At 58.3% G+C, this 23,378-nt stretch carries 15 protein-coding genes and 2 pseudogenes; 14 read left to right on the forward strand and 3 right to left on the reverse strand.

Going from position 1 to position 23,378, the window contains the following annotated elements; genetic code table 11:
• Positions 1–230, reverse strand: a pseudogene (locus tag FJ443_RS29730) (molybdate ABC transporter permease subunit); the annotation flags it as partial.
• Positions 231–836: 606 nt separating this feature from the next.
• Between FJ443_RS29730 and FJ443_RS29735 the strand changes: the two are divergent.
• The 3 genes from FJ443_RS29735 to FJ443_RS29745 all read left to right on the forward strand — a co-directional run bounded on the left by FJ443_RS29735 (position 837) and on the right by FJ443_RS29745 (position 4,425).
• A complete protein-coding gene (locus FJ443_RS29735; protein ID WP_140498426.1) occupies positions 837–1,511 on the forward strand; it encodes a hypothetical protein in 675 nt (224 codons plus the stop codon).
• 539 nt (positions 1,512–2,050) lie between these two features.
• Positions 2,051–3,400, forward strand: a complete 1,350-nt coding sequence (locus tag FJ443_RS29740) for a UDP-glucose/GDP-mannose dehydrogenase family protein (protein ID WP_140513535.1) — start codon at positions 2,051–2,053, stop codon at positions 3,398–3,400.
• Positions 3,397–4,425, forward strand: coding sequence for an NAD-dependent epimerase/dehydratase family protein (locus tag FJ443_RS29745; protein ID WP_140666809.1), 1,029 nt, complete (start codon positions 3,397–3,399; stop codon positions 4,423–4,425). The genes FJ443_RS29740 and FJ443_RS29745 overlap by 4 nt, the downstream gene beginning before the upstream one ends.
• Positions 4,426–4,482: 57 nt before the next feature.
• Here FJ443_RS29745 and FJ443_RS29750 read toward each other — a convergent pair whose 3' ends face one another.
• A complete protein-coding gene (locus FJ443_RS29750) occupies positions 4,483–5,382 on the reverse strand; it encodes a formyltransferase family protein (RefSeq protein ID WP_140666811.1) in 900 nt (299 codons plus the stop codon).
• A 433-nt stretch (positions 5,383–5,815) separates the two neighbouring features.
• On the opposite strand from FJ443_RS29750, the gene FJ443_RS29755 reads away from it, so the two are divergent.
• The 9 genes and pseudogenes from FJ443_RS29755 to FJ443_RS29795 all read left to right on the forward strand — a co-directional run bounded on the left by FJ443_RS29755 (position 5,816) and on the right by FJ443_RS29795 (position 18,309).
• On the forward strand, positions 5,816–6,799 hold the full coding sequence (locus FJ443_RS29755; protein ID WP_140513529.1) for a sulfotransferase domain-containing protein: 984 nt from the start codon (positions 5,816–5,818) through the stop codon (positions 6,797–6,799).
• Between the two features lie 17 nt (positions 6,800–6,816).
• Positions 6,817–7,920, forward strand: a complete 1,104-nt coding sequence (locus FJ443_RS29760; protein WP_140567303.1) for a glycosyltransferase family 4 protein — start codon at positions 6,817–6,819, stop codon at positions 7,918–7,920.
• A gap of 370 nt (positions 7,921–8,290) precedes the next feature.
• Positions 8,291–10,111: a sugar transferase gene (locus tag FJ443_RS32120; protein WP_140498431.1), complete on the forward strand. Its 1,821-nt coding sequence runs from the start codon at positions 8,291–8,293 to the stop codon at positions 10,109–10,111.
• A gap of 289 nt (positions 10,112–10,400) precedes the next feature.
• Entirely contained in the window at positions 10,401–11,804 is a 1,404-nt protein-coding gene (locus FJ443_RS29770; RefSeq protein ID WP_224519136.1) for a lipopolysaccharide biosynthesis protein, read from the forward strand.
• A complete protein-coding gene (cysD, locus tag FJ443_RS29775) occupies positions 11,805–12,800 on the forward strand; it encodes a sulfate adenylyltransferase subunit CysD (RefSeq protein ID WP_246681277.1) in 996 nt (331 codons plus the stop codon).
• Entirely contained in the window at positions 12,800–14,731 is a 1,932-nt protein-coding gene (cysN, locus tag FJ443_RS29780; RefSeq protein WP_140666813.1) for a sulfate adenylyltransferase subunit CysN, read from the forward strand. The genes cysD and cysN overlap by 1 nt, the downstream gene beginning before the upstream one ends.
• 6 nt (positions 14,732–14,737) lie before the next feature.
• Complete coding sequence (locus tag FJ443_RS29785) at positions 14,738–15,955, forward strand: glycosyltransferase family 4 protein (RefSeq protein WP_140666815.1); 1,218 nt, start codon at positions 14,738–14,740, stop codon at positions 15,953–15,955.
• Positions 15,956–15,967: 12 nt separating this feature from the next.
• A pseudogene (locus tag FJ443_RS31515) lies at positions 15,968–16,060 on the forward strand (sulfotransferase); the annotation flags it as partial.
• Positions 16,061–16,110: 50 nt separating this feature from the next.
• On the forward strand, positions 16,111–18,309 hold the full coding sequence (locus FJ443_RS29795; protein WP_140666817.1) for an acyltransferase family protein: 2,199 nt from the start codon (positions 16,111–16,113) through the stop codon (positions 18,307–18,309).
• Positions 18,310–18,407: 98 nt separating this feature from the next.
• On the opposite strand, the gene FJ443_RS29800 is transcribed toward FJ443_RS29795, so the two are convergent.
• Positions 18,408–19,286 (reverse strand): sulfotransferase domain-containing protein, encoded by an 879-nt coding sequence (locus tag FJ443_RS29800; protein WP_140633010.1) that lies wholly within the window; start codon positions 19,284–19,286, stop codon positions 18,408–18,410.
• Between the two features lie 436 nt (positions 19,287–19,722).
• Here FJ443_RS29800 and FJ443_RS29805 point away from each other — a divergent pair, with 436 nt between their 5' ends.
• Both FJ443_RS29805 and FJ443_RS29810 read left to right on the forward strand, forming a co-directional pair.
• Complete coding sequence (locus FJ443_RS29805; protein ID WP_140666819.1) at positions 19,723–21,879, forward strand: nucleoside-diphosphate sugar epimerase/dehydratase; 2,157 nt, start codon at positions 19,723–19,725, stop codon at positions 21,877–21,879.
• A gap of 20 nt (positions 21,880–21,899) precedes the next feature.
• Positions 21,900–23,354, forward strand: a complete 1,455-nt coding sequence (locus FJ443_RS29810; protein ID WP_140666821.1) for a pectate lyase — start codon at positions 21,900–21,902, stop codon at positions 23,352–23,354.
• Positions 23,355–23,378: the final 24 nt, after the last annotated feature.

Here is a 23,378-nt window from a genome sequence, read left to right on the forward strand (position 1 = left end):
CCGAAGCTGATGCGGAGCGCGTTGATGGTGCGCCGGTCGGTGGCGATCGCCCAGAAATCGGTCCAGCCGAGCGCCGCGGAGCGCCAGATCAGCCCCGACAGCGGAATGAGGATGATGAGGGTCAGGTAGGCAAGCGAGAAGCCGAGCGTCAATCCGAAACCCGGAATGACGCTCGGCTGTCGAAATCGCCAACCCGCCCGAGCGGGTGCTGTGATGGCCACTGCTGTCATGGAGTTCCGGATCGCCCCACTCTTCAAGCCAGATTGCCCTTCGCTATGACTTCAAGAGCCTTGGGCGTGCAAGTTCGTTGAAAGATACGGCGCCTACTTCCATTCGCCCAAAGGCGTGTGGATTTTCTTCCTTCGCCGTCATTCGGGCTTTCTCCAGCTCTTCTGACTACTCCTTACTGCGCAGGTCTCCAGGTCTGGTTGGATGAGCACCATCACCGAAATGATAGGGTACGCGCATTCTTCAATCGTCGAAAAATTAAGCCAGAAGTTTGCATGTCGCGACCAGCGTTGGGTCCCGAGCATCCACCGCGCGCATACCGCCCGGCAGACGGCGTTCGGCGGATCGGACGGCAGAATTTGCAGACGTCGTCTTGTGGACCAGGCGACGCCGACAATGACGAAAGCGAAGCTATGGCAGCAAGTAGTAGCGAACACAATCGCGCGCGGATCAGCCGACAGTCGGAAGTGGGACCCTTGCTCAAAAGAATAGGTTGGCCACGCCACTAAGATATCTCACGCGTTCCCGTGATGGCCTTCTACGCAATACAAAACCAACGCATCATGGAGCGCATAAATCAGATTAGAAATCCGCCTGGGGAGGAGGATATGAAAAACATCTCAAATGACCTGATGGAAATTGCCGGCCGAATTCGCCCTGCGCGGGAAGCCTTCGCGGAGGCGGACAGGAGGAGGGTCGAATCCGCTTTGGAGGCAGGACGACTTCTTTGCCAGGCCAAGGACGACTGCCTGCACCAGCAATGGATGGCTTTCCTGAGATGGGCCGATATGGATGAACAAGAGGCTCGAAAGCTGATGCAGCTTGCCCGCGCGGGACTGACATCCTGCGTCGTTTCGGAAATCGGCGGCATCGATGCGGCACTGGCCTATCTTGTGGAGGCAAGATTGCCCGAGCCGGAAGAGTGCCTGACCGTGGGCCGCGTAGGCTGGCCGGAAAAGAACACGCCCTTCGCGATTATCAAACCCAATGCCGCGCATCCCGGCTATTACGATATCGCCATTGCCGACATGTGGGCCAATCCAGCAACGGTTTTCTCATCGAGAAAGCCGCTTCGGGGGGAAAGCATGAGGCAAGCCGACGGATCGTTCTTCAACAGCCTCTGGCATATTGTCGATCGTGAATTGGATGTCCCGCATTCGCAGCGCGAGTTCCAGATGATGCCGGCGGATCTGTTCTCGCGAGATGGTGCCTTCCTCTTCGCCAAGCCTGTCTCCGCGGCTGACAGTGCGACGGAAAGCGAGGCCCACAGCTACATTCTTTGAATGTTCGCCGGCAAACGCGACCGCGCAGCCCCTGCAACAATTCCATTGCATGGACCGGAAAATCGCCCTGCCGGCCTCGGCGTGCTCTGCCTAGCCTTGTTCGTCACGGCAGAACACTCCAGCGCGCCGTCTCACCCGGACGAAGATCTATCAAGCTCAGGCGAGGCTGTTCGAGGGCAATTTCCTGACTCGGCTCCCGGACGGCAAGTTGAAGCGAGAACCGAGCTACCTCTAGGAACATGGCAAGAAGACCAAACGGCAGCCGACCGGAATTTTTGACGGAAAATGAACTCAAGCAATCGACGCGCCAATAAAGCGCCGTCAGCCGGCTTGCAGCCGAGCGTGGCTACGCGCCAGATCATCTCGTCTCGTCCATTTGCAATGGCCATCAGCACTTAGCGTTGTCAAACCGCGCCAGACGACCGTCCGGGCCCATACCAGGTCTCGGAAGTGGTAATGTCTTATCCGATTGCGCACTCCATTTTCTTGGCCGCTGCTGGCTTAATCGCGTCAGTTGTCATCATCAGAGTGGCGGTTACATGCGCATCGCGATTGTTGGTTCGGGTTACGTGGGTCTTGTATCGGGCGCTTGCCTGGCTGATTTCGGCCATCAAGTCGTCTGCGTCGATAAGGCGGAGGCCAAGATTGCCGATCTCCAGGCCGGAAGAATGCCGATCTATGAGCCAGGTCTCGACGACCTCGTCGACAAGAATTCCGCGAGCGGCCAGCTCACCTTCACCAGCATGCTTACAGCGGCAGTCGCCGATGCGGACGTGGTGTTCATTGCGGTCGGGACGCCTTCGAGGCGAGGCGACGGCCATGCCGATCTGTCCTATGTCTACGAAGCGGCCCGGGAAATCGCGGCCGCTGTTCACGGGTTCACCGTGGTGGCAATCAAATCCACGGTGCCGGTGGGCACGGGGGATGAGGTCGAACGGATCATTCGCCAATGCAATCCCCTGGCCGATGTGGCCGTCGTCTCCAACCCGGAATTCCTGCGCGAAGGAGCCGCGATCGACGACTTCAAACGACCAGACCGGATCGTTATCGGCCTCCCGTCGGACGAGCGTGGCCGGGAGGTGATGGCGGAGGTGTATCGGCCGCTCTATCTCAACCAGGCACCCATCCTGTTTACCGGCCGCCGCACGTCCGAGCTGATCAAATATGCGGCCAACGCCTTCCTGGCGCTCAAGATCACGTTCATCAACGAGATCGCGGATCTCTGCGAGAGCGTGGGCGCGAACGTGCGCGAGGTAGCGCGGGGCATCGGGCTCGACAATCGCATCGGCTCAAAGTTCCTGCACGCCGGCCCGGGCTATGGAGGATCCTGTTTTCCAAAAGACACGCTGGCTTTGGTCAAGACGGCGCAGGACAGCGGCGCGCCATTGCGCCTGATCGAAACGACGGTTGCCGTGAACGACCAGCGAAAACGCACCATGGCGCGCAAGATCGTATTTGCCTGCGGCGGAGATGTCCGCGCAAAGACAGTGGCCTTGCTGGGTCTTACCTTCAAACCCAACACCGATGACATCCGTGAAGCGCCTTCCCTCTCGATCATCCAGGCCTTGATCGATTTTGGAGCACATGTCCGAGTGTATGACCCCGAAGGCATGGAACAGGCGAAAATCGTGCTCGGCACAAGCGTAAGCTATGCCGAAGGCGCCTATGAATGCGCCGAGGGCGCCGACGCGCTGGTCATCGTGACCGAGTGGAATCAGTTCCGCGCCCTGGATTTTGAACGACTGTCCCGCACGATGTCGAAACGGGTGGTGGTCGACCTGCGCAACATTTACCGGCGGGAAGACATCTCCAAGCACGGCTTCGAGTACGTGAATATCGGTGAGGGAGCGGTCGGAGACAAGGCAGTTTTCGCCGCGGCCGCGGAATGAGGTATCTGGTCACCGGCACCGCAGGATTCATCGGTTTTCACCTGGCGCGCCGGCTCCTCGACGACGGTCATCGCGTCACCGGCTTCGACGGCATGACGCCATACTATGACATCGTCCTGAAGCAGTCCCGACACGCCCTGCTTCAAAGATACGACGCCTTTCGCGCCCATATCGGCCAACTGGAAGACCTGGATGCCCTTCGCCGCGCCGCGGACTACGCCCGGCCCGATGTGATCGTGCATCTGGCCGCGCAGGCCGGTGTCCGCTACTCAATCGACAATCCGCGAAGTTACACGGACAGCAATCTCGTCGGCTCGTTCAACGTCCTTGAGCTTGCGCGTGATCTCAAGCCCCGGCATTTGCTCCTTGCGTCCACGAGCTCGGCCTATGGAGCGAACGACAAGATGCCATTCGTCGAAACCGACAAGGCTGATTGGCCGTTAACCTTCTATGCGGCCACGAAGAAGGCGATGGAGGCGATGGCGCACTCCTATTCACATATCTTCGGAACGCCGACCACATGCTTCCGCTTCTTCACCGTATACGGCCCCTGGGGCCGGCCCGACATGGCGCTCTTCAAATTTGTCGACGCGATCGAGAACGGCCGTCCGATCGAAGTGTATGGCGAAGGCCTGATGAAGCGCGATTTCACCTATATCGATGATCTCGTCGAAGCCATCGTCCGACTCGTCGAATGCACGCCGGCGACAGGTCGCGCGGCGTCCGCTCCCGGCGTCGTCGACACGCTGTCACCCGTCGCGCCGTGGCGTGTCGTCAACATAGGCGGCGGCGAGCCTGTCGGGCTGCTGCCTTTCATCAAGACGATCGAGAACTGCCTGGGCAAACGCGCCATCCGCAAGATGTTGCCGATGCAGGCTGGCGACATGCGGGCAACCTATGCCGACCCCCGCCTGCTGGAGACCCTTACGGGCTTTCGCCCTTGCACCAGCGTCGAGGACGGGGTGACCGCCTTCGTACGCTGGTATCTGGAAGAACGGCCGTCGCGGCCGACAATCGCCGCCTGAAGCGCGCAGACCTGTGCTCCGTGCACGCGCCTAGGTCCTTGGCGCGACACAGGTTGGTCATGCCGAGGCCAGCTTGGCATGTATCCTGGGCCTTTCGCCATGCCAGGATGTCACCTCAATGGCGGCTCCGTCTCCACAAAGCACTGTAAAGCCGCTGTCGGTATGAGTTTGGACCTGGCCGGTCAGCCCGATATGGCGCCCAGGCGGGGCAAACATGCGCGCCTTGTCGATCACGATCTTGGCACCGGCAGTGAAAGTGAAGGCGCCCGGATAGGGATCGCCGACGGCGCGGACGAAACGAAGGACATTCTCGGCAGCATCGCTCCAGTCGATTATTCCGTCATCGGCCGTGCGCTTTGCGCAATAGCTGGCAAGGGATTCGTCCTGCGCGACGCCCACGGCCTTGTCACGACTTATCGCCGAAACGACAAGCGGCGTCATCTCGAACAGTGCCTGCTTGTGCTTGTCGTAGAGCGAGCGCGCGGTCTCGTCCGGTGCCACGGCAAAAAGCTTCTGGAGGACGATAGGGCCACTGTCGACACCCTCGTCGAGCCGGAAGAAAGTCGAGCCCGTCTCCTTTTCATTCGCAATGATCGTCCAGGGGATCACCGCCCTGCCCCGAAAACGCGGTAACGGCGCCGGGTGAAAGCCGATCGAGCCATATCGGGCGACCGAGCGAAATTCGCCGCGGCAGATTTGCGACCAGCCGACCACCATCGTCAAATCGGGCCGCTCGGCTTTGAGCCTGTCGATCGTGTCGGGCGCATTGATGTCCTTGGTCAGGTGGACCGCGGCCCCGGCCAGGCGTGCCGGCCCCGCCAGATCGACGAAATCGGAATGGCGTTTGGAAGCTTCGCCCGCAAGGGTGACAAGCAGCGAAGGCGTCATGCCAGCTTCGACAAGGGCATCGAATGCGACCCGAGATCCCTCCACCGCACCGACAAAGGCTATGCGCATGAATTCAAGGCTCCAACTCACCGGCGTGAGCGATAGATGGACACAGATCTCTTCTATTGTCTGCTTCGTTTCTGCGCCCAAGTCCTCCTTTAGAGGTAAACGGCAGCCGGCGATGCATCCCTATGTGCAACTCGTCCCTTCAAAGAAAGCTGGGTATTTAGGGGTTGCGACAGCGGGATTGGAATACGCGATGGACAGCTTCGCCGGCTTGGCATTTCTGGATCGCAGCGCCACTACAGTCGGGAAGGGCGGATCTGATCTGCTACGCATGGCGATCCTGCTTTCTGGACGCCGACGCATTTGTGCTTTCGTCCCGCTACGAAGATTGCGCGGTACCACTCAAGGCCATGGCCGGCAGCCCGCCCATCGCGTCCTTCGACTGCGACGTCATACATGCTGCGCTACGATCCCCAAGGACTGAAGACCTGTCACCATGCTGACGACCACCCGTCTGACATTGCATAAGATCGACGCCCGGATCAGGATGACCTGGGCTGCGTCGGGCGCAGACGCGTTTCTTGTCTCCTATCCCGAATCTGGAGCAACCCAGCTTAGACATATCCTTTCGGAATACTTTCGTCGCCACGCCAACGGCGAAAATGTCCATCTTTCGCCAATGTTCGAGGTTCTTCCGGATTTCGATCTCGATCCGACGAGGGGCATCCCGGCTTTTCGTTACACAGATGAGCGCCATCGTGTGCCGCTCGTCCTGGTTTCGCACCTCACCTATAGACGCTCGCTTTTTCTCAACCGACCCATCATCTTCATGACTCGAGATCCGCGCGACGTAATCGTGTCAGCTTATTTCGATGCCACACGTCACAAACGCTGCTTCGAAGGCACCATGGACGCGTTCATTGCCGATCGCGAACAAGGCCTGCCGGCTCTGATAGTATATCTGAATGATTGGGGTAGAGGTCTAAAGCATCACGTAAGTGCAGTATTGGGCTATGGGGAACTGACGGAAGACCCTATGGGTGCCTGCACGCGTATCCTGAGATTTCTCGGCCACACACCGTCCGTGCGCGCGCTTCAGGATTCTATCGACGCCTCGCGTTTCGATGTAATGCGTGAGCATGAGATGGCGGGCGGCCTAGCGGCCCACGATGGCGAAAGCCAGCATGCGCGTCCCGGCAAGGTCGGCGGCTTTTCCGATCATCTTAGTGATGCGCAAGCCGAACTCATTGAGCAGACCTGCATCGACTGGCTAACTCCAGCCGCGATCGAACTGCTTGCCCGTGGCGGAACGCGGCTCGCATGCGGCTGGTATGAACTTCGCCGCCAATTCATGGATGAACACGGCCAAGGCGAGACGATCAAGAGAGATCTTCCTGTCGTCGAATCCCTTTCCACCAATCCATGCAGCAACTTGGCGGAGATCGCCGAGAAGTATGGAAATAATCCATCGACGTCCTGACGTTAAGAGGGGAGTAAATGCGACTTGCGATTGTGCAGGCGGGCCTGGGTGCAGGAGGGACGGAGCGCGTCGTCAGTCTGCTTGCCGCAGATCGATGCAGGCGCGGAGATGAAGTCCATCTATTTGCTTTCGTGGGAGAGCAAGACAAGAGCTATTTTGCCCTGCACCCGAAGGTCACCGTCCACAGACTTGTAGAGGATGGAGCTTCGCGGCTTTCGAAACTCGGATTTGTCCGCAGCTTGCGGCGCGTGGTCGTGTTGCGCGCGGAATTCAAGCAGCTTCAGCCCACTCTGATCGTTTCATTTCTAACAAAGATTAATATTCTTTGCCTGCTGGCGGCGAAAAATCTTGGCATCCGGGTTATTATCTCGGAAAGAAACAATCCCAAAGCGCAGAAAAAACACGCCGCTTGGCGGCTCGTTTCTGGCATCATACTTCGGCAGGCGGATCGGCTCGTCATGCAGACTGATGCGATTGTCAAGACGCTTCCGGATACGCTCAGAAAAAAAGCCCACGTTATCGGAAATCCTTGCGAGGTCATCGGAAATCCGTGCGAGGCGACCGATGCCTACAAAGACCATGGCAATGAGATGTTTCGCCTGGTCGCCGTCGGACGCCTGGTGGAACAGAAAGGCTTCGACACGCTGATAAAGGCGTTTGCTAAAATCACTACCGAGTTTCCGGCATGGGCGTTGACAATCTTCGGCGAGGGACCTGATCGGGTTCTTCTTCAACGTCAGATCGATGCGTTGGATTTGGAGGACAGGGTAAAGCTTGCCGGCATTACCGAGCGTCCGGGCGAATGGGCGCGCGACGCCTCCCTCTTTGTCCTGCCGTCACGCTACGAAGGCTTTCCCAACGTGCTGATCGAGGCGATGGCGGCAGGCCTGCCCGTCGTCGCAACGGACTGCGATTTCGGTCCATCCGAAATCATCGAACCAGGCGTTTCGGGTCTGCTGGTACCAGTCGACGATGTTGCCGAGTTGGCATCCGCGATGGCATGCCTGATGCGAAACAATGCTCTTCGCCACAAAATGGGTAGATCGGCCCGGAAAACGATCGATCGGTTCTCAATGCAGCAGATTGCGGAGAAATGGGACTCCGCTTTGACGAAATTCTGAAAATGAAGGCAATCGATCACGAACTCAGTTATTCAGGTGCGCGATCTACGAATGAAAAATCCGATGCCGGACAAGAACACCTCGAGCGTTTTCAAATCTGGCGCACATATCCTGATGTTCATCCGGAGAATGATCTTTGATAGGCGCACTTTACAGCCAATGTAACTAAAAGCGGCGACCTGTCGCGCGTGGAAGGCAATGCCCGCACATCGTCCCTGATTGGGATCGGTCTCAAGACACAAGGCACATGTAGACTTCGAGATTGTGTCCCGTGGCGTGGCCTGGCTTTTGACCACTACGAAGCCTTGCGGTTGGCCAGAGGACGTATCAGCGAGCTGCGGCAGGCATGCCGATGAAAGGAGCATCGCTCATGAAACGCACGTTCGACCTGCTCGGTGCCGCCTGCCTTCTGCTGCTGATGTCGCCCTTCATCGCGGTGCTTTCAATAGCAGTCGCGCTGCTTCTTGGGCGGCCTGTTTTTTTCCGCCAGGAACGTCCCGGCCTGCACGGGAAACCATTCAAGATAATCAAGCTCAGAACGATGACCGATCGTCGGGATCGTCATGGCCGGCTGCTTCCCGATGCTGACAGGCTGACTGGCTTTGGCAGCTTTCTGCGCGCAAGCAGCCTTGATGAGCTGCCCGAATTGATCAATGTATTGCGGGGTGAGATGAGCCTCGTCGGGCCTCGTCCCCTCTTGATGGAGTATCTCCCCCGCTATAGCCCTGAGCAGGCGCGTCGTCACCAAGTCATTCCCGGCATCACAGGTTTGGCGCAGGTGAACGGCCGCAACGCACTTGATTGGGAGAACCGCTTCGTCCTGGACGTCTGGTATGTCGATCACCGGACCTTCGCACTTGACCTGAAAATTCTCTGCCTGACCTTTTACAAGATCTTCACCCGAGAGGGGATCAGCGCCGCGGGACACGCCACCATGCCCGAGTTCATGGGCTCGCAGGTTTTGCAGTCGGGCGGGCCGTTGAGGACGTCTGGATCGCGCCTGCCACGGTTGGCCGCAAGGGTTGCAGCCATCGGTATTCTGCTAGAACTTGGGACTGCCGCTTTCGTTTTTGTTGTCGATCCATATGGGATCAACCATCATCTGGAGATTCCTGATTTCAATGCCGAAAAGACACATCGCCTTTCGATCGGTACGACAGCCGAGCGCTCACTACGTCTATGGCTCACCGACTACGACACTTTGATCCTCGGCGGCTCGCGGGCGCGCGTCGGGCTTGATCCCGCCGGACCGAGCCTAGCTAGGCTGAAGGCCTACAATGCCGCGGTTCCGCATGCGAGCATGGTCGAACTCTATGACATTGGCATGTTCGCCCTGGCTCACGGCGCACCCCGCCGGATGATCGTCAATCTCGATTTCTCCATGTTTGAGGCGGACCGAACGGAAACCCAAGATTTTCCGGAGTCCGGCTTTGCCGGAGTTCCAATGCCTATCGTTTATGCGCGGTCCCTGTTCTCCCCCGAAAGCTTTATCGACGCTTTGCGGACGGTGCACGCCAACAGCATTGGATTTCGGGAGACCGACAAGGAAGACGGTTTTCACCAGATCATGTTGGCACATAATTACAGCTACAGACAGGTGTCCGACCAGAGGCTGAATCGGTTGATGGCGGAGTTTTCGTCTCCCGGCAGCTTCGATTATGACATCACTAGAATCGGCCTGTTGCATGACCTGCTGGATCGTCTCACCGCCGCTGGAGTAGACGTCACGCTCTTCATTTCGCCGATACATGCTCGTCAGATGGAAGCACTCAGGGCCATGGGGCTACTCCCGGTTTACGACCGCTGGCGTGTGGATCTGACGTATACCGTAAGTCAGGTCAACGCATCCAAGACAGCCACGTCTGAAGTGAAACTGTGGGATTTTAGCGGCTATAACTCCGTTACAATGGAAGACATTCCGGATCCGGGCGATCGTCATCAGACGATGCGGTGGTACTGGAGCTCTGCGCGTTACACTCCGGCCTTGGGAGAGTTGATGCTGGATCGCATGCTCGGCCAAGCCTATTCGGGCCCGTCGGATTTCGGCATATCTCTTACCGGATCCAACCTTAGATCAATCCTCGACCAACAGCGAAAGAGGCGCACCATATATGTCGTGCTTCATCCCGAGGAGATTAATAGGATATGGAGCCGTTTGCTTTTATTTAAATTTACAAAGCCAAATATCTAGGCAATTTTTCTCTTTATTAGTTCGGTATGTGTTATAGTTCTACTTTTTTGTTCCGCATATATTTGGCGATAAAACGGCCATGAAGCTGCTACCGCTAATGGGGTAGGCCATCGGTCGTAGCGGCGATCAGGTCCTAGCTTATTGGGGTTGCGACAGGACCAAACTTGGTCGTGGCGGCTTTCTGGTTTCTGCCGATGATGGATGCATCGGCAGAAACAATCCCGGAGAACGACCAAGGGACGCGTACTGCCGATCAAGAATGAGCGGGGCGACTTTGGCTACGGTTGCGATGATCGGAAGACTGGCTCGACGGGTGCTGCAAGCTGCCAGGCGCAAGAGTGCGGGCCGCACGCGCCTGGCCAATATCGCACACCTTCTGACCGGCAATTTTCTTGGCTCATTGCTGGCGCTTGTAGCCTTTACGCTTTCAGCACGAGCGCTTGGGGTGACGAACTATGGTGAGCTTGCATTGATCATCGCGTTCACAAGGGTCGTCGAGCGCGTTGTCAGCTTCCAGTCGTGGCAGCCAATTATCAAATACGCAGCCGGCATGAACGCATCCGAGGGCCACGAGAATTTGCGCGTCCTCATGAAGTTCGGCCTGCTTATCGATGTCGGCGCCGCTGTCAGCGCCTGGGTCGTCGCCATTGGCGCGGCCCTTCTCATTGCGCCGGTTTTCGGTTGGTCGACGCAAATCGTGCATCTTCTTGTTCTCTACTCCAGCGTTCTGCTATTTCAGATTTCCGGCGTCCCCGTGGCTGTCCAACGCATGGCCGGCAACTTCCGCCTCCTCGCCTATGGGCAGTTGCTCAACGCCGTTCTGCGCGTATTGCTGTGTCTGCTCGGCGTGCTGCTCAATGGCGATCTCGCTTACTTCACGGCGGTTTGGGCCGGAACGCAGATCCTCGGCTCCCTGGCGCTCCTGACGCTGACCATGCGCGCGCTACACAGGCAGGGTGTCCACAATGTCCTGGGCGCGCCTTTGGCCGGCATCACACGCCGCTTCCCTGGCATCTGGAATTTCGCGTGGTCGTCGAACATCTCACTCACCTTGCGCGCGAGCGCGCAAGAGCTCGATACGCTGCTGGTCGGATGGCTAGCCGACCCGGCCTCGGCTGGCTTGTACCAGATCGCCAAGCGCATAGGCCGCGTCGGCCAGCAAGTAGGCCCGCAGGTGCAAAACGTTCTCTATCCCGATGTCGCCCGCCTTTGGGCAAAAGGCAGCATCGAGGAATTCAAGCGGGTGATCTTTCAGACCGAAGCCATGCTGCTCTGCTTTGGCGTCATTTGCGTCCTGGTCGTGGCGGTGCTCATCCGGCCGCTGCTCGCCTGGACCGCGGGACCGGAGTTCATAGGCGCAGCCAGCCTCGTCATCGTGCAGATGGTGGCGGTCACGTTCGTGCTTTCGGGCTCAGCCGCCCGCTCGGCGCTGCTTGCCATGGGCCGGCAACGTGAGGTGTTGCGCATTGTTGTCGTTGCCACAGCCGCCTTCCACGTGACGGCCCTCCTGCTCATCCCGCGGATCGGCGCGATGGGGGGCAATATTGCCCATATCGTCCTGGGCATTCTGTGGGCCTTCGGCCTGGCGCTTTCGTTGCGACAGGCGCTCAAGACCGCCCATCATCCCGACCGGCAAACCCCGCCGGCGGACGCTCTCAACCAAGCAAGTCTTGCCCCTTCAAAGGCGATCTAGATGTCTCTTGCACCTCAAGCTCTTGCGCCTCAAGCCCAGGCACCTCAAGCCCTGGTCACTTTGCCTGCAGCGCAGCGGCGCTCGCCTTCCTCTCCTTCGTCGCTCACACATCTGCAACGACTCGAGGCTGAATCAATCCATATCATTCGCGAGGTCGTCGCCGAACTGCGCAACCCGGTGATGTTGTATTCGGTGGGCAAGGACTCGGCCGTAATGCTCCATCTCGCGATGAAGGCCTTCTATCCGTCGCAACTGCCGTTCCCCCTTCTCCACATCGACACGACGTGGAAATTCAAAGAAATGATCCGTTTCCGCGACGAGACTGTCGCGCGGCTTGGCCTGAAGCTGCTGGTACGTCGCAACGAGGCCGGCCTGGCCGAAGGGATCACGCCATTTACACATGGCTCGTCCACCTACACGCAGATCATGAAGACGGAGGCGCTGAAATCGGCACTGACCTCGCTCGGCTTCGACGCCGCTTTCGGCGGCGCGCGGCGCGACGAGGAAAAGAGCCGCGCGAAAGAACGGGTGTTTTCGCTGCGCAGCGATAGCCATGGCTGGGATCCAAAGAACCAGCGCCCGGAACTATGGAACCTCTACAACGGCCGGCTGAAACCAGGGGAGTCCGTCCGGGTCTTTCCTCTCTCGAACTGGACCGAAACCGACATATGGCAGTACATCATGAGGGAGAACATCCCCATCGTCTCGCTGTATTTCGCGGCCAAACGCCCCGTGGTGGAGCGCGACGGACAGTTGATCATGGTGGACGACGATCGTCTGCCGCTCCGCCCAGGCGAATCCCCCGAAATGCGCTCGGTACGCTTCCGCACGCTTGGCTGCTATCCCCTCACCGCGGCCACTGAAAGCACTGCCGCGTCTGTTCCCGAAGTGCTCCAGGAAATGCTTGTCGTGAGGACCTCCGAGCGATCAGGTCGGCTGATCGACCATGACGAGGCAACATCGATGGAAAAGAAAAAGCGCGAGGGGTACTTCTGATGCTGGGTTTTGCTCAAACCGCGGAACTCGAATCTTCTTCGATAGACGAGATCACTTCGCAATATCTTGCTGTCCACGAGAAGAAGAGCCTGCTGCGATTTTTGACATGCGGCAGCGTGGACGACGGCAAGTCGACGCTGATCGGCAGGCTGCTCTACGACACGAAGCTGCTGATGGAAGACCAGCTTGCCACACTTACCCGCGATTCCCAACGCCACGGCACAACCGGCGGCGATCTCGACTTCGCCCTTCTGGTCGACGGTCTGGCCAGCGAGCGCGAACAGGGCATTACGATCGACGTGGCCTATCGTTTCTTCGCCACGGAACGGCGCAAATTCATAGTCGCCGACACGCCCGGCCATGAGCAATACACCCGCAACATGGCTACTGGCGCATCCAATGCCGACCTGGCGATCATTCTTGTCGATGCGCGGCAGGGCATTCTGACCCAGACACGCCGACATTCCTTCATCGTTTCGCTGCTCGGAATCCGGCATGTCGTCCTTGCGGTCAACAAAATCGACCTGGTCGATTATTCGCAAACGGTATTCGACGAGATCGAGGCGACCTATCGAAGCTTCGCGGAACCGCTTGGCTTCGCGTCTCTGGATGCCATCCCGCTGTCGGCGCGTTATGGCGACAATGTTCTTTCGAAAGGCGAGAACCTGCCCTGGTATCGGGGCCCGACGCTCATCGAGCATCTGGAAACCGTTGAGGTGGAACGAGACCGCCGTAGCGCGCCTTTCCGGATGCCGGTGCAATGGGTCAATCGCCCGAACCTCGACTTTCGCGGGTTTGCCGGCACCATCGCCGCCGGCGTGATCCGGCCGGGAGACCGTGTGGTCGTGGCACGATCCGGCGTGACGAGCCTGGTCAAGCGCATCGTCACCCAGGACGGAGACCTGTCGGAGGCAGCGGCCGGCGAGGCTGTCACGCTGACGCTCGAAGACGAGATCGACGTTTCTCGCGGCGACGTCCTGGCGGGGGCGGCGGAGCGCCCGGAAGTGTCAGACCAGTTTGCGGCCCATCTGCTCTGGATGCACGAGGATCCATTGATCCCCGGCCGCCCGTATCTGATCAAGCTCGCCACCAGCGTGGTGGGTGCGAGCGTTACGCAGATAAAACACCGGGTTGACATCAATAATTTTGCAAAACTGGCAGCAAAAACCCTCGAGAAGAACGACGTCGGCTTCGTCAACTTCACGACACAGGCACCGCTCGCCTTCGACCCGTTCTCCAACGTGCACGAAACCGGCGCGTTCATCGTCATCGACCGGATCAACAACCACACGGTCGGTGCCGGAATGATCGACTTCAGTCTGCGCAGGGCGAACAACGTCCATTGGCAAGCACTGGATGTCGACATGAATGCGCGGGCGATCGCCAAAGGTCAAAAGCCCGTGGTGCTGTGGTTCACAGGCCTGTCGGGCTCCGGAAAATCGACGATCGCGAATCTCGTGGAGAAGCGCCTCCATGCGATCGGCAGGCACACCTACCTTCTGGACGGCGACAATGTTCGCCATGGCTTGAATCGAGATCTCGGCTTTACCGACGCGGATCGCGTGGAGAACATCCGTCGCGTCGCCGAGGCCGCCAAGCTGATGGTCGACGCGGGGCTGATAGCGCTCACTTCATTCATTTCGCCATTCCAGGCGGAGCGGCGGATGGCGCGCGACCTCTTCGGCCCAGGGCAGTTTATCGAGATCTTCATCGACACACCACTGGAGGTCGCCGAAAGCCGCGACCCGAAGGGCCTTTATCGACGCGCCCGAAATGGGTTGATCCAGAATTTCACGGGCATCGGCAGTCCCTATGAGCGCCCGGAAGCGCCACAGATCACCGTTACGCCGGATCTGAGCGCCGAGGAGGCCGCGGAAGTGATCGTCAGCTACCTTGAACGAGGCAGCTACCTCGGAACTGCGACCGGGTAACAGGCGATGGTTGGAGGAGCTAGCCAAGGGCCGATACGGGTTTGCTTTCCATTTATCGGTGATGATGTCGGTGGAAGCCACATCTCGGCGCTCAAGCTCATCCAGAACCTCGATACATCGAAGGTCGTTCCGATTCTGGTGCTTCAGGAAACGGCCGGGCCTCTGGCGGCCTTTCTGCAAATGGAGGGCCAGCCCTTCACGGGTTTTCCGCTGCCGACGACTTCGCCTGGAAAGGGAACAATCCCCGGCGATGTCATGACCTATCTGACCAGTACGCTTCCGCGCATGCGGCGTTTCATCAAGGAGCAGAAGTTCGATATCGTTCACACCAATGACGGCAGGACGCATGTGAATTGGGGCATTGCGGCGAGACTGGCAGGTGCTCGGCTGGTTTGGCATCATCGCGGCGACCCCGACGCCAAGGGCGCTAACGTGCTTGCGCCGCTCATCGCGCATCGCATGGTGACGGTGTCTCGATTTTCGCGACCGCGGCATCCGATCAGATCCCTCAAGGGACGGCTCAGCGTCATCCATAGTCCCTTCGACCATCCGTCGACTGTGCCTGACAGGATCGCGGCCAAGGCCGCACTTCTGGACGAGCTAGGCCTTGCACCAGGAACACGCGTCCTGAGCTTCATCGGCGGGCTGATCGAACGAAAGCGGCCGCTCCTCTTCATCGATATCCTTGATCGTTTCGTGCGGGAGCATCCGCAAATCCCGGTCGTCGGCTGCGTGTTCGGGAATTCACCCGCGGGCTCGCAAGATCTTGAAGCGGCCGCCCGCGTGCGCTGCGCCGAGCGCGGGCTCGGCCAAACGGTGCGCTTCATGGGTTTTCGCAACCCGATCGAACCTTTCCTCGCGGCAACGGATGTTCTGGTGGTTCCCGCCATGGGAGAGCCCTTCGGCCGAACCCTTATCGAGGCGATGTTTCTTGGGACGCCGGTGGTTGCAACCGATCATGGCGGCAATCCGGAAGCTATCGAGAACGGGCGGACCGGATTTCTGGTCACACCGGAAGACGCCGGGGCCTTCATGGAGCCGCTATCGCAGTTGCTGTCCAATCCGCCGCTCTGGGCCCGGATCAGCGATGCAGCCCGCGACCACGCCTTCTTCTCCTACAGCACGCACCGCCATGTCGAAAATGTCATGAAGATCTATGACAGGGCGCTTTGCTCCCGCAAAGCCGGCTTGGCGACCGACCTAACCAGCGAAATCGGCGGTTAAAGGATTTTCGCAATGCGGGTAGAGCACATCGATTTCCTTGTCATCGGAGCCGCAAAAAGCACGACGACCTGGCTGCAGCAGCAGCTTCAGGCCGATCCGAGCGTCAGCACGCCGGCATCCTGATAGACGCATCCAAGGGAAGGGCCTCCTTTGACATGAGTGAGTTTCACGAAAAGTCAGCTGCGCCATTGACATATGGTTCCCCCGGCATTGATCGAGGTCTGCCGTACGAAGCCCATCATCCTGCCCGCAATGCGAACCAAGACACGGGAGCTGCCCAGAGTGGGATCGTGGCCACGACCCCGGCCGGTCAAGTTGGATATCGCCGCGAAATTGACGGCCTGAGGGCGATCGCAGTCGTTCTGGTGATCCTCTACCATTCAGGGCTTCGCGTCGCGGGCCTTGACCCCTTTGCGGGCGGTTTTATTGGCGTTGATGTCTTTTTTGTTATTAGCGGCTATCTGATTGGCTCGATTGTACAGCGGGAAGTCATGGATGGGACTTTCTCGTTCGCCAATTTTTACGAGCGTCGCGCGAGACGGATCCTACCTGCGCTGTATACCGTCTTAGCAGTAACGATCCCCTTCGCTTGGCTATATATGCTGCCGAGTGCCTTTAGAGACTATTCGGCGAGCCTTTTGGCAACCGTGTTTTCAGCCTCCAATCTATATTTCTGGCATGTTGCGAGCTATGACGCAGCCGACAATCTTTTTCGTCCATTAATTCACACTTGGAGCTTGGGGGTCGAAGAACAGTTCTACGTGATCTTCCCTTGCTTTCTTCTACTGGTGTGGAAATTTGCTCGGAAATTTTTAACAGCCATCCTGTGCATTGGGCTCGTCGTTTCGTTCATTCTTGCGGAGTGGATGACACGGCATTTCCCGGACGCATCTTTTTTTCTACTGCCGCCCCGAATCTGGGAACTAGGGTTGGGGGTGTTTCTGGCAAGACGTGAATTGACTGGCGGCCGGCTTGTGTCGATGCGCTCTTCACGAGTCGCGCCTGCGGTCGGTTTGGTGCTCCTGATCTGCGCGGTGCCGCTGATGAGGCCGCAGTGGCATCACCCAGGACTTGTAACGTTGATCCCGGTTGCAGGAACGGCATTGCTTATCTGGTATACAGGGCACGGCGATCCCATTACACGAGCGCTTTCCTCCCAGCCATTTGTATTTGTCGGCCTGATATCATATTCCCTCTACCTTTGGCACCAGCCGATATTTGCTTTCGGCAGAATGAGTGCGACCAATTCTGTCGATGGAACGATGGTATTTTGTTGGATTTTGATGTCTGTCATACTTGCCACTGCGACTTACCGCTTCGTTGAGATGCCGACCCGCAGCAGAAAGCGAACCAGCAAGCGCGTTATATGGCTGATTGCCTCACTGGGGGCCGTGTTACTCAGCGGCGGCGGATACTACTGGTATGTCCAAAATGGCATGCCAAGCCGTTTTGCGGACGGCCTGGCCCCGATTGCCGCTGCATCCGATATTCGCGAGGCTCAGATCTTTCAGAACGGGAAGAGCTGTCTCAACTTTGCGCCTGAACAGGGCCCTTGTACCTTTCATGGCTCGAATCCCGAGGGCTATGCTCTTGTTAGTTTAGGTGACTCTCACGCTCGCACTCTGCTTGGTCCGATGCGAGACAGCCTCGATGACTACCGAGATATCGCCTCGTTCACACCGCTCAATCGAGGCGGCTGCGTATTTCTCCTCGGTCTGCAAAGGGTTGACGTGGACCAACCGGGTTGTCCAGGCGACTACAATGACAAGAGGCTCGACTACGTAGGCAGGCTGAAGCGACCGATAGCCGTGCTCTTGTGGCGTCTCCCCATTCTTGTGGAGCAGAGCCGTTACAACAATGGCGAGGGGGGAATCGAGCCGGGCGACGATCACCCGCATTTGGCCAAGCTGGGTGAAACCGGGCCCGCCGATCCGGCTGCAGTCGCCACGGCCATTTCCCGCACCATAAACACACTTCTGGAGCGCGGGGTGAAAGTTGTCTTAGTCTATCCTGTCCCGGAGATGGGTTGGAACGTCCCGCAGGTGCTTCTCATGCGGGCCAGACGCCAGAACGATCCTGCAGCTTATATGCAGGCGGACCCGATTTCGGTTTCCTACGGGGATTTCCGCCGGCGAACGCAACGGACATACGCATTATACGATAATGTCGGATCCGATCCAAATCTCGTGCGTGTGTATCCGGAGAAGGCCTTCTGCGATCAACAGCGCTGTTTCGCCAATCGAGGCTCTCAGATTTTTTATCGGGACGATAACCATCTCAGCGAGACCGGCGCGTCCAAGCTCAACGTTTTGATCATGGACGCCATCAAAGCACGGTGGGGAAATGACCGATGACAGGCGAAGGAAGAGCCGTGGACTTTTTCGACCGGGAAGTCTTATGCGACGTCCCAGCACGGAAGCGACAAGGCTTCCCCTTGCAGTAGAGCTCGACGCTATGCCTTGCGGTGGTATATTTCGAAATACGGGTCCAAAGAGCTGGAAATTCTTTCATCCATGTAAGCGATCTCGTCTCTGTTGAAATAGTCGACATAACCGCCAATTTTACCCCGGCGCACCTTAAAACTGTCGGGATTCGACTGGTCCGTCGGGCGCATTCTTTCGTGGCCGAAAGCGTCTGCCATTTCGATCTTTCGCAAATTCTCGAAAGAGCCAAAGGTTGTCGCCTCATCGAGGATCATCTCCGGCACGCCCTGAATGCCCAGAAAATCTAGCGCCGTGCGAAGCGCCGATTTTGGAGCTTGGCGCATATGTTCGTAGGACAGCATTTGAAATGCCTTCACCTTATCGCGGTTGTGCGCCCAAGCGTTGTAGAACGCTATGATGGAATCAATGCTGCCGACATCCTGGGCAAGAAACTCACTGATCGTTCCGTCAAACACCTTCATTCGGTGCGTTGCGTCGAAATAATATGAAACAAGCACGTCTCTCGGATCCCGAACCAGAAATAGGATCTTTTTTCCTGAATATTTTGACTTATCGGCCTGGATTTCGCTGGGACGCTTAAGGTTTGGGCTGTCGTCGTGAGAAAAGCCAATGCAGGGGATGTTCGACGAGATCTTCCAGAAATGCTGGATTTCCATCGGATTCTGCAGGTTAAGGCCGTAGTGTTTGTCGATGACGCGGCCAACCATGGTGCGCAGCCACGTTCTACCGCATTTCGGGTATGAAAGCACAAAGGAGTCTCGCGACCAAAAGATCATCTGGCGGCGCAGCGCTCCCAGGGGACCGGAGTAGCGTATTTTCTTTGGAACGACGGCTTCGCCAAGGAAAAAGGTAGCGTCGCGAAGATTGTTCTTCAACTGTCCGAGCATAGAAAGCTTCCTCTGCTAGCGTGAGTTTGGCGCATTGGCGGCGTCAACAATGAAGTGCCCGAAGAACGGGACCGCCGGACCGAAACTCAAGCGACCATTTTAATCTCCGCCATTGTAAGCCATTGCGTCGGTGCAGCGAGACCTAGCTAGCTGGCTGGCCCGGACTGATGGGAGTACCTCTTTGGATTAACGCGGCAAAGTCCGCTTGCAGTTCCGATAGCCCCCCATGCACAAAAGCATGTGTTGCTTAGAAAGCGGGTAAAGCGCCCCATAGCAGCGATAAGATCGTAGCCTCGAATCCGAACGATTGCAGGCCAACCTGTTCTTGATTGAGCAAGGGACTGGCAGGCACGGATTTGTGCCTGCGAGTTCAAACAGCCGCATCTCTTGACGCGCTCTCTTGGGTCGCGGCGGCTAAGCTTTGTCGAGGTCTAGAATGAGCCAGTCAGATCAGCCGTTTGAGGCAATCAGTCCACTGGGAGGCCAATCCCTTTTGCTGGCCACTGCGATCGCTCTCGGCCGTCTCGTCAGCAAACCGCGGACGATTGTTCATGTGCTGTCTTACTTGCGCCGGCGGGTGACCGGGCGCGCCAAGGCCGTTGGCAAGAACCTTCATCTCTACATCATCGATCTGGCCCTGGCGCTGGCGGCACTGTCGTTTGCTTCATTCATGCGATTGGGCCTTGATGGAGAATTCACCGGTCCGGAAAGCCACGCTTCGTTGCTCTTCGCACTCCCTTGCTTCCTGCTTACATGCGCCGTGGTCTTCCCGGTGACTTGCCTCTACACCCGCAACTGGCGATATGCTTCTGTCGGCGACATGCTCGGTATCGTTCGCGCGGCATTCGTCACATCGCTGGCCTTCGTGTTCCTGATGTTTGTGGCTACACGGCTCGATTCGATCCCGCGCTCGGTGATAGTGATCCAGTTTCTGTTGCTCGTGCCGCTGCTTATTTCAGTTCGCATCCGCTCCAAGCTCGTTGAGCTAAGCCGCTTTGGTCCGACTGCGAACAGAGCGAGAAACGGACGCGACGTGGTCCCTGTGCTGCTGATCGGTGCAGGCGATGCGGCCGATCTTTATATTCGCGCGCTGCAGCGGGATCCGAATGCACGCCATTGGCCGGTCGGCGTGCTCGATAATGGCGCAACGACAGAGGGCTATTTCCTGCGTGGCGTGCCGGTTCTGGGCAGCATCGAAGACTTCGACATGGTCATCGGCGATCTGGAAGGTCGCGGCATCAAGCCCCGCCACGTGATTTTCACCGAAAGGGTGCCTGGCCTCGTCGACCCGATGCTTGAAGCGCTGATCGACCGGGCCGACCGTCTGGGCATCGCTGTCTCTCGCCCCGCCCCGGTCCTGGAACTGCGCAATCCTAAATATCAGAGTCGCTTCGACTTGCGCCCCATCGAACTTACCGACCTTCTGGAGAGGCCGCAGGCGGTTCTTGATAAAGATGCGTTGTCCCGAATGATCGAAAACAGGCGCATCGTCGTCACCGGCGCCGGAGGCTCGATCGGCGGAGAGCTCACGCAGCAGATTGCCGCGCTCGGCCCCACCGAAGTGGTCCTGATCGATAACAGCGAGTACAATCTGTACGCCATCGATCTGGAATTGGCGGAGAAATTCCCGAATGTGCGCCGGAAGCCATATATCTGCGACGTACGCGACCCTGTTCGCCTGGGCGAGATTTTCCGACGCCATTGCGTTGACCTGGTCTTCCACGCGGCGGCGCTCAAACATGTGCCGATGGTCGAGTTGAATCCCTGTGAGGGCATTCTTACCAACGTCATCGGTACTATGAACGTGGCAGAAGCGACCCGCCTTTGCGGCGCCAAGGCAATGGTCCAGATATCCACCGACAAGGTTGTGAACACGACCAGTGTCATGGGCGCTACCAAGCGCCTAGCGGAACTCTACTGCCAGTCCCTGGACCTCGCCTTTACCGCCGGCGATACCCCCGTCCGCTTCATGACCGTTCGTTTCGGCAATGTTCTGGGTTCGAGCGGGTCGCTGATCCCGCTATTCAAGCGCCAACTCGCCCACGGCGGTCCACTGACCGTGACCGACATGGAGATGAAGCGCTTCTTCATGACAATACGCGAGGCGGTTGAACTGACCTTGCAGGCATCGGCCCATGGTCTGGAGAAAAAACTCGGACAGGGCGAAATCTTCGTTCTCGACATGGGTGCGCCAATCAAGATCATCGACATGGCGCGCCGCATGATCAAGCTCGCGGGATTTCGGCCGGATGAGGACATCAAGATCAAGATTGTCGGCTGCCGGCCGGGAGAAAAGCTGTTCGAGGAACTCTTCGACGAAAGCGAAAGACGTGTCGACGTTCCGATTTCCGGAGTCTTGGGCGCCGTGCCCAACGCGATGCCGCTTGACACGCTTCGCAAGGGATTTTCGCAATTGCGTCGCTTGGCGAGGGCCGGCGACACTGAGGGAGTGTTAAATCTTGTTGCGGATATGCTTCCCAGTTACCGCAGAGACGAAGCCAAGCCTGCGGCGGCGGTGACGGCGCCATTCGTGCCTCATGTGATCCTCGGTTCAGCCAAGGCAACCACGCGTCCACACGAGGCGGCCGCTTGAGGCCCAGCGGGAGCGCTGCCGTGCTAAGGCATATTGCCTCGGCTCTGTTTGTCGCGCTGTCGTGCGGCACCGCACTGGCCGGGGCGCCTCAACCTCAGCCGACAGTGGCCGAGGCACGGGAGGCGGTCGAGGCTGCCGGGGCCTATTTCCGCGATCATCTCGGTGTGGCGGGAACTTATGTATGGAAATATTCCCTCGACGGCCAAAAGAGGGTGGGCGAAGGCGGTACCGTGCCCGCGAGCGTTGGCTGGGTGCAGCCGCCTGGTACGCCGGCTGTCGGCGCTGCGTTCCTGCGCATTTTCGAGGTTACCGGCGACAAGCAATGGCTTCAGTCTGCCCAGGTCGTGGCAACCGCTCTGGTCAAGACTCAGCTGGAGTCCGGCGGATGGTTTTACAAGATCGAGACCGACCCGCAAAAGGCGGCGACATGGTGCTACCGCGCACTGAAGGTAGGCGGGAATACCTGTCGCGATATCAAGGACAATCCGCAACGCAACGAGACTGTCCTCGATGACAACAACACACAGAGCGTGCTGAATTTTCTGATGTGGTTCGACCTGGCGAGCGGCGGTTCGGATCCGGACGTCCGTTCCTGCATCGACAGGGCGCTTCATCGATTGATGCGGGTGCAATACCCGAATGGGGCCTTCCCGGTCTTCTTCAAGGGAGCCGCGCCTGGGGCGGATGTAAAGGCTGCGGCCAAGGCGAGTATTCCGGCCAGTTGGTCTCACGAGTGGCAGAAGCCTGATCGTCCGCCCTATTTCATCATCAACGACAATCTTCCCCGCGATATGGGTCGTCTCTTTCTCAACGCCTACCGCACATATCACGATCCCGCATATCTCAAGGCGGCGGAGAAGGTCGGTGATTTTCTCCTTGCAGCCCAGTTACCCGCGCCACAACAGGGCTGGGCTCAGGGTTACGATCGTTCCATGCAGCCGGTTTGGGGGCGCAGGTTTGAGCCGCCAGCGGTCGTCTCGCGCGAAACCGCCGGTAATATTGATTACCTGATCGAGTTGAACGAGCAAAACAGGGATGCGCGGTTGCTGCACGCGGCGACGACTGCAGCCACCTGGCTACAGGCGGCGCGCCTGTCCGACGGCAGTTGGGCACGTTTCTACGAACTCAACACCAACCGGCCGCTTTACATCGATGAGGGCGGCCAAGTGACGTTCGACGACATGGACCTCCTGAAACACTACGGCATGAAAACCGGTGCAGAGATCGAGCCGGTGTTCGCTCGGCTCGAGAGTGCAACGCGGGGGCAGAGAGTTTCACGTCAACGACTGTGGATCAGTGCCGCGGATGAGTTGAGTACGGGCGAACTGAATTCAAAGGTGCGTCAGCTCGTCGACAGTCAGGATACCCAGGGACGCTGGGTTGAGGGCCGGTTTATCGAGGGAGAAGACTTCGTCGAGGGCGTGTTCGCCCTCGCTCGTTTCATCTCCGCGCAAGCATCAGAGCCGGCGAAATAGCTTCTATATATCGCTCGCTCTTGC

Origin of the sequence: Mesorhizobium sp. B2-6-1 (assembly GCF_006440475.1) — a bacterium.
Lineage (GTDB): Bacteria > Pseudomonadota > Alphaproteobacteria > Rhizobiales > Rhizobiaceae > Mesorhizobium.

Coding starts and splice junctions, on each gene's coding strand:
- FJ443_RS29735 (WP_140498426.1), top strand. CDS start 837: ATGAAAAACATCTCAAATGACCTGATGGAAATTGCCGGCCGAATTCGC.
- FJ443_RS29740 (WP_140513535.1), top strand. CDS start 2,051: ATGCGCATCGCGATTGTTGGTTCGGGTTACGTGGGTCTTGTATCGGGC.
- FJ443_RS29745 (WP_140666809.1), top strand. CDS start 3,397: ATGAGGTATCTGGTCACCGGCACCGCAGGATTCATCGGTTTTCACCTG.
- FJ443_RS29750 (WP_140666811.1), bottom strand. CDS start 5,382: ATGCGCATAGCCTTTGTCGGTGCGGTGGAGGGATCTCGGGTCGCATTC.
- FJ443_RS29755 (WP_140513529.1), top strand. CDS start 5,816: ATGCTGACGACCACCCGTCTGACATTGCATAAGATCGACGCCCGGATC.
- FJ443_RS29760 (WP_140567303.1), top strand. CDS start 6,817: ATGCGACTTGCGATTGTGCAGGCGGGCCTGGGTGCAGGAGGGACGGAG.
- FJ443_RS32120 (WP_140498431.1), top strand. CDS start 8,291: ATGAAACGCACGTTCGACCTGCTCGGTGCCGCCTGCCTTCTGCTGCTG.
- FJ443_RS29770 (WP_224519136.1), top strand. CDS start 10,401: ATGATCGGAAGACTGGCTCGACGGGTGCTGCAAGCTGCCAGGCGCAAG.
- cysD (WP_246681277.1), top strand. CDS start 11,805: ATGTCTCTTGCACCTCAAGCTCTTGCGCCTCAAGCCCAGGCACCTCAA.
- cysN (WP_140666813.1), top strand. CDS start 12,800: ATGCTGGGTTTTGCTCAAACCGCGGAACTCGAATCTTCTTCGATAGAC.
- FJ443_RS29785 (WP_140666815.1), top strand. CDS start 14,738: ATGGTTGGAGGAGCTAGCCAAGGGCCGATACGGGTTTGCTTTCCATTT.
- FJ443_RS29795 (WP_140666817.1), top strand. CDS start 16,111: ATGAGTGAGTTTCACGAAAAGTCAGCTGCGCCATTGACATATGGTTCC.
- FJ443_RS29800 (WP_140633010.1), bottom strand. CDS start 19,286: ATGCTCGGACAGTTGAAGAACAATCTTCGCGACGCTACCTTTTTCCTT.
- FJ443_RS29805 (WP_140666819.1), top strand. CDS start 19,723: ATGAGCCAGTCAGATCAGCCGTTTGAGGCAATCAGTCCACTGGGAGGC.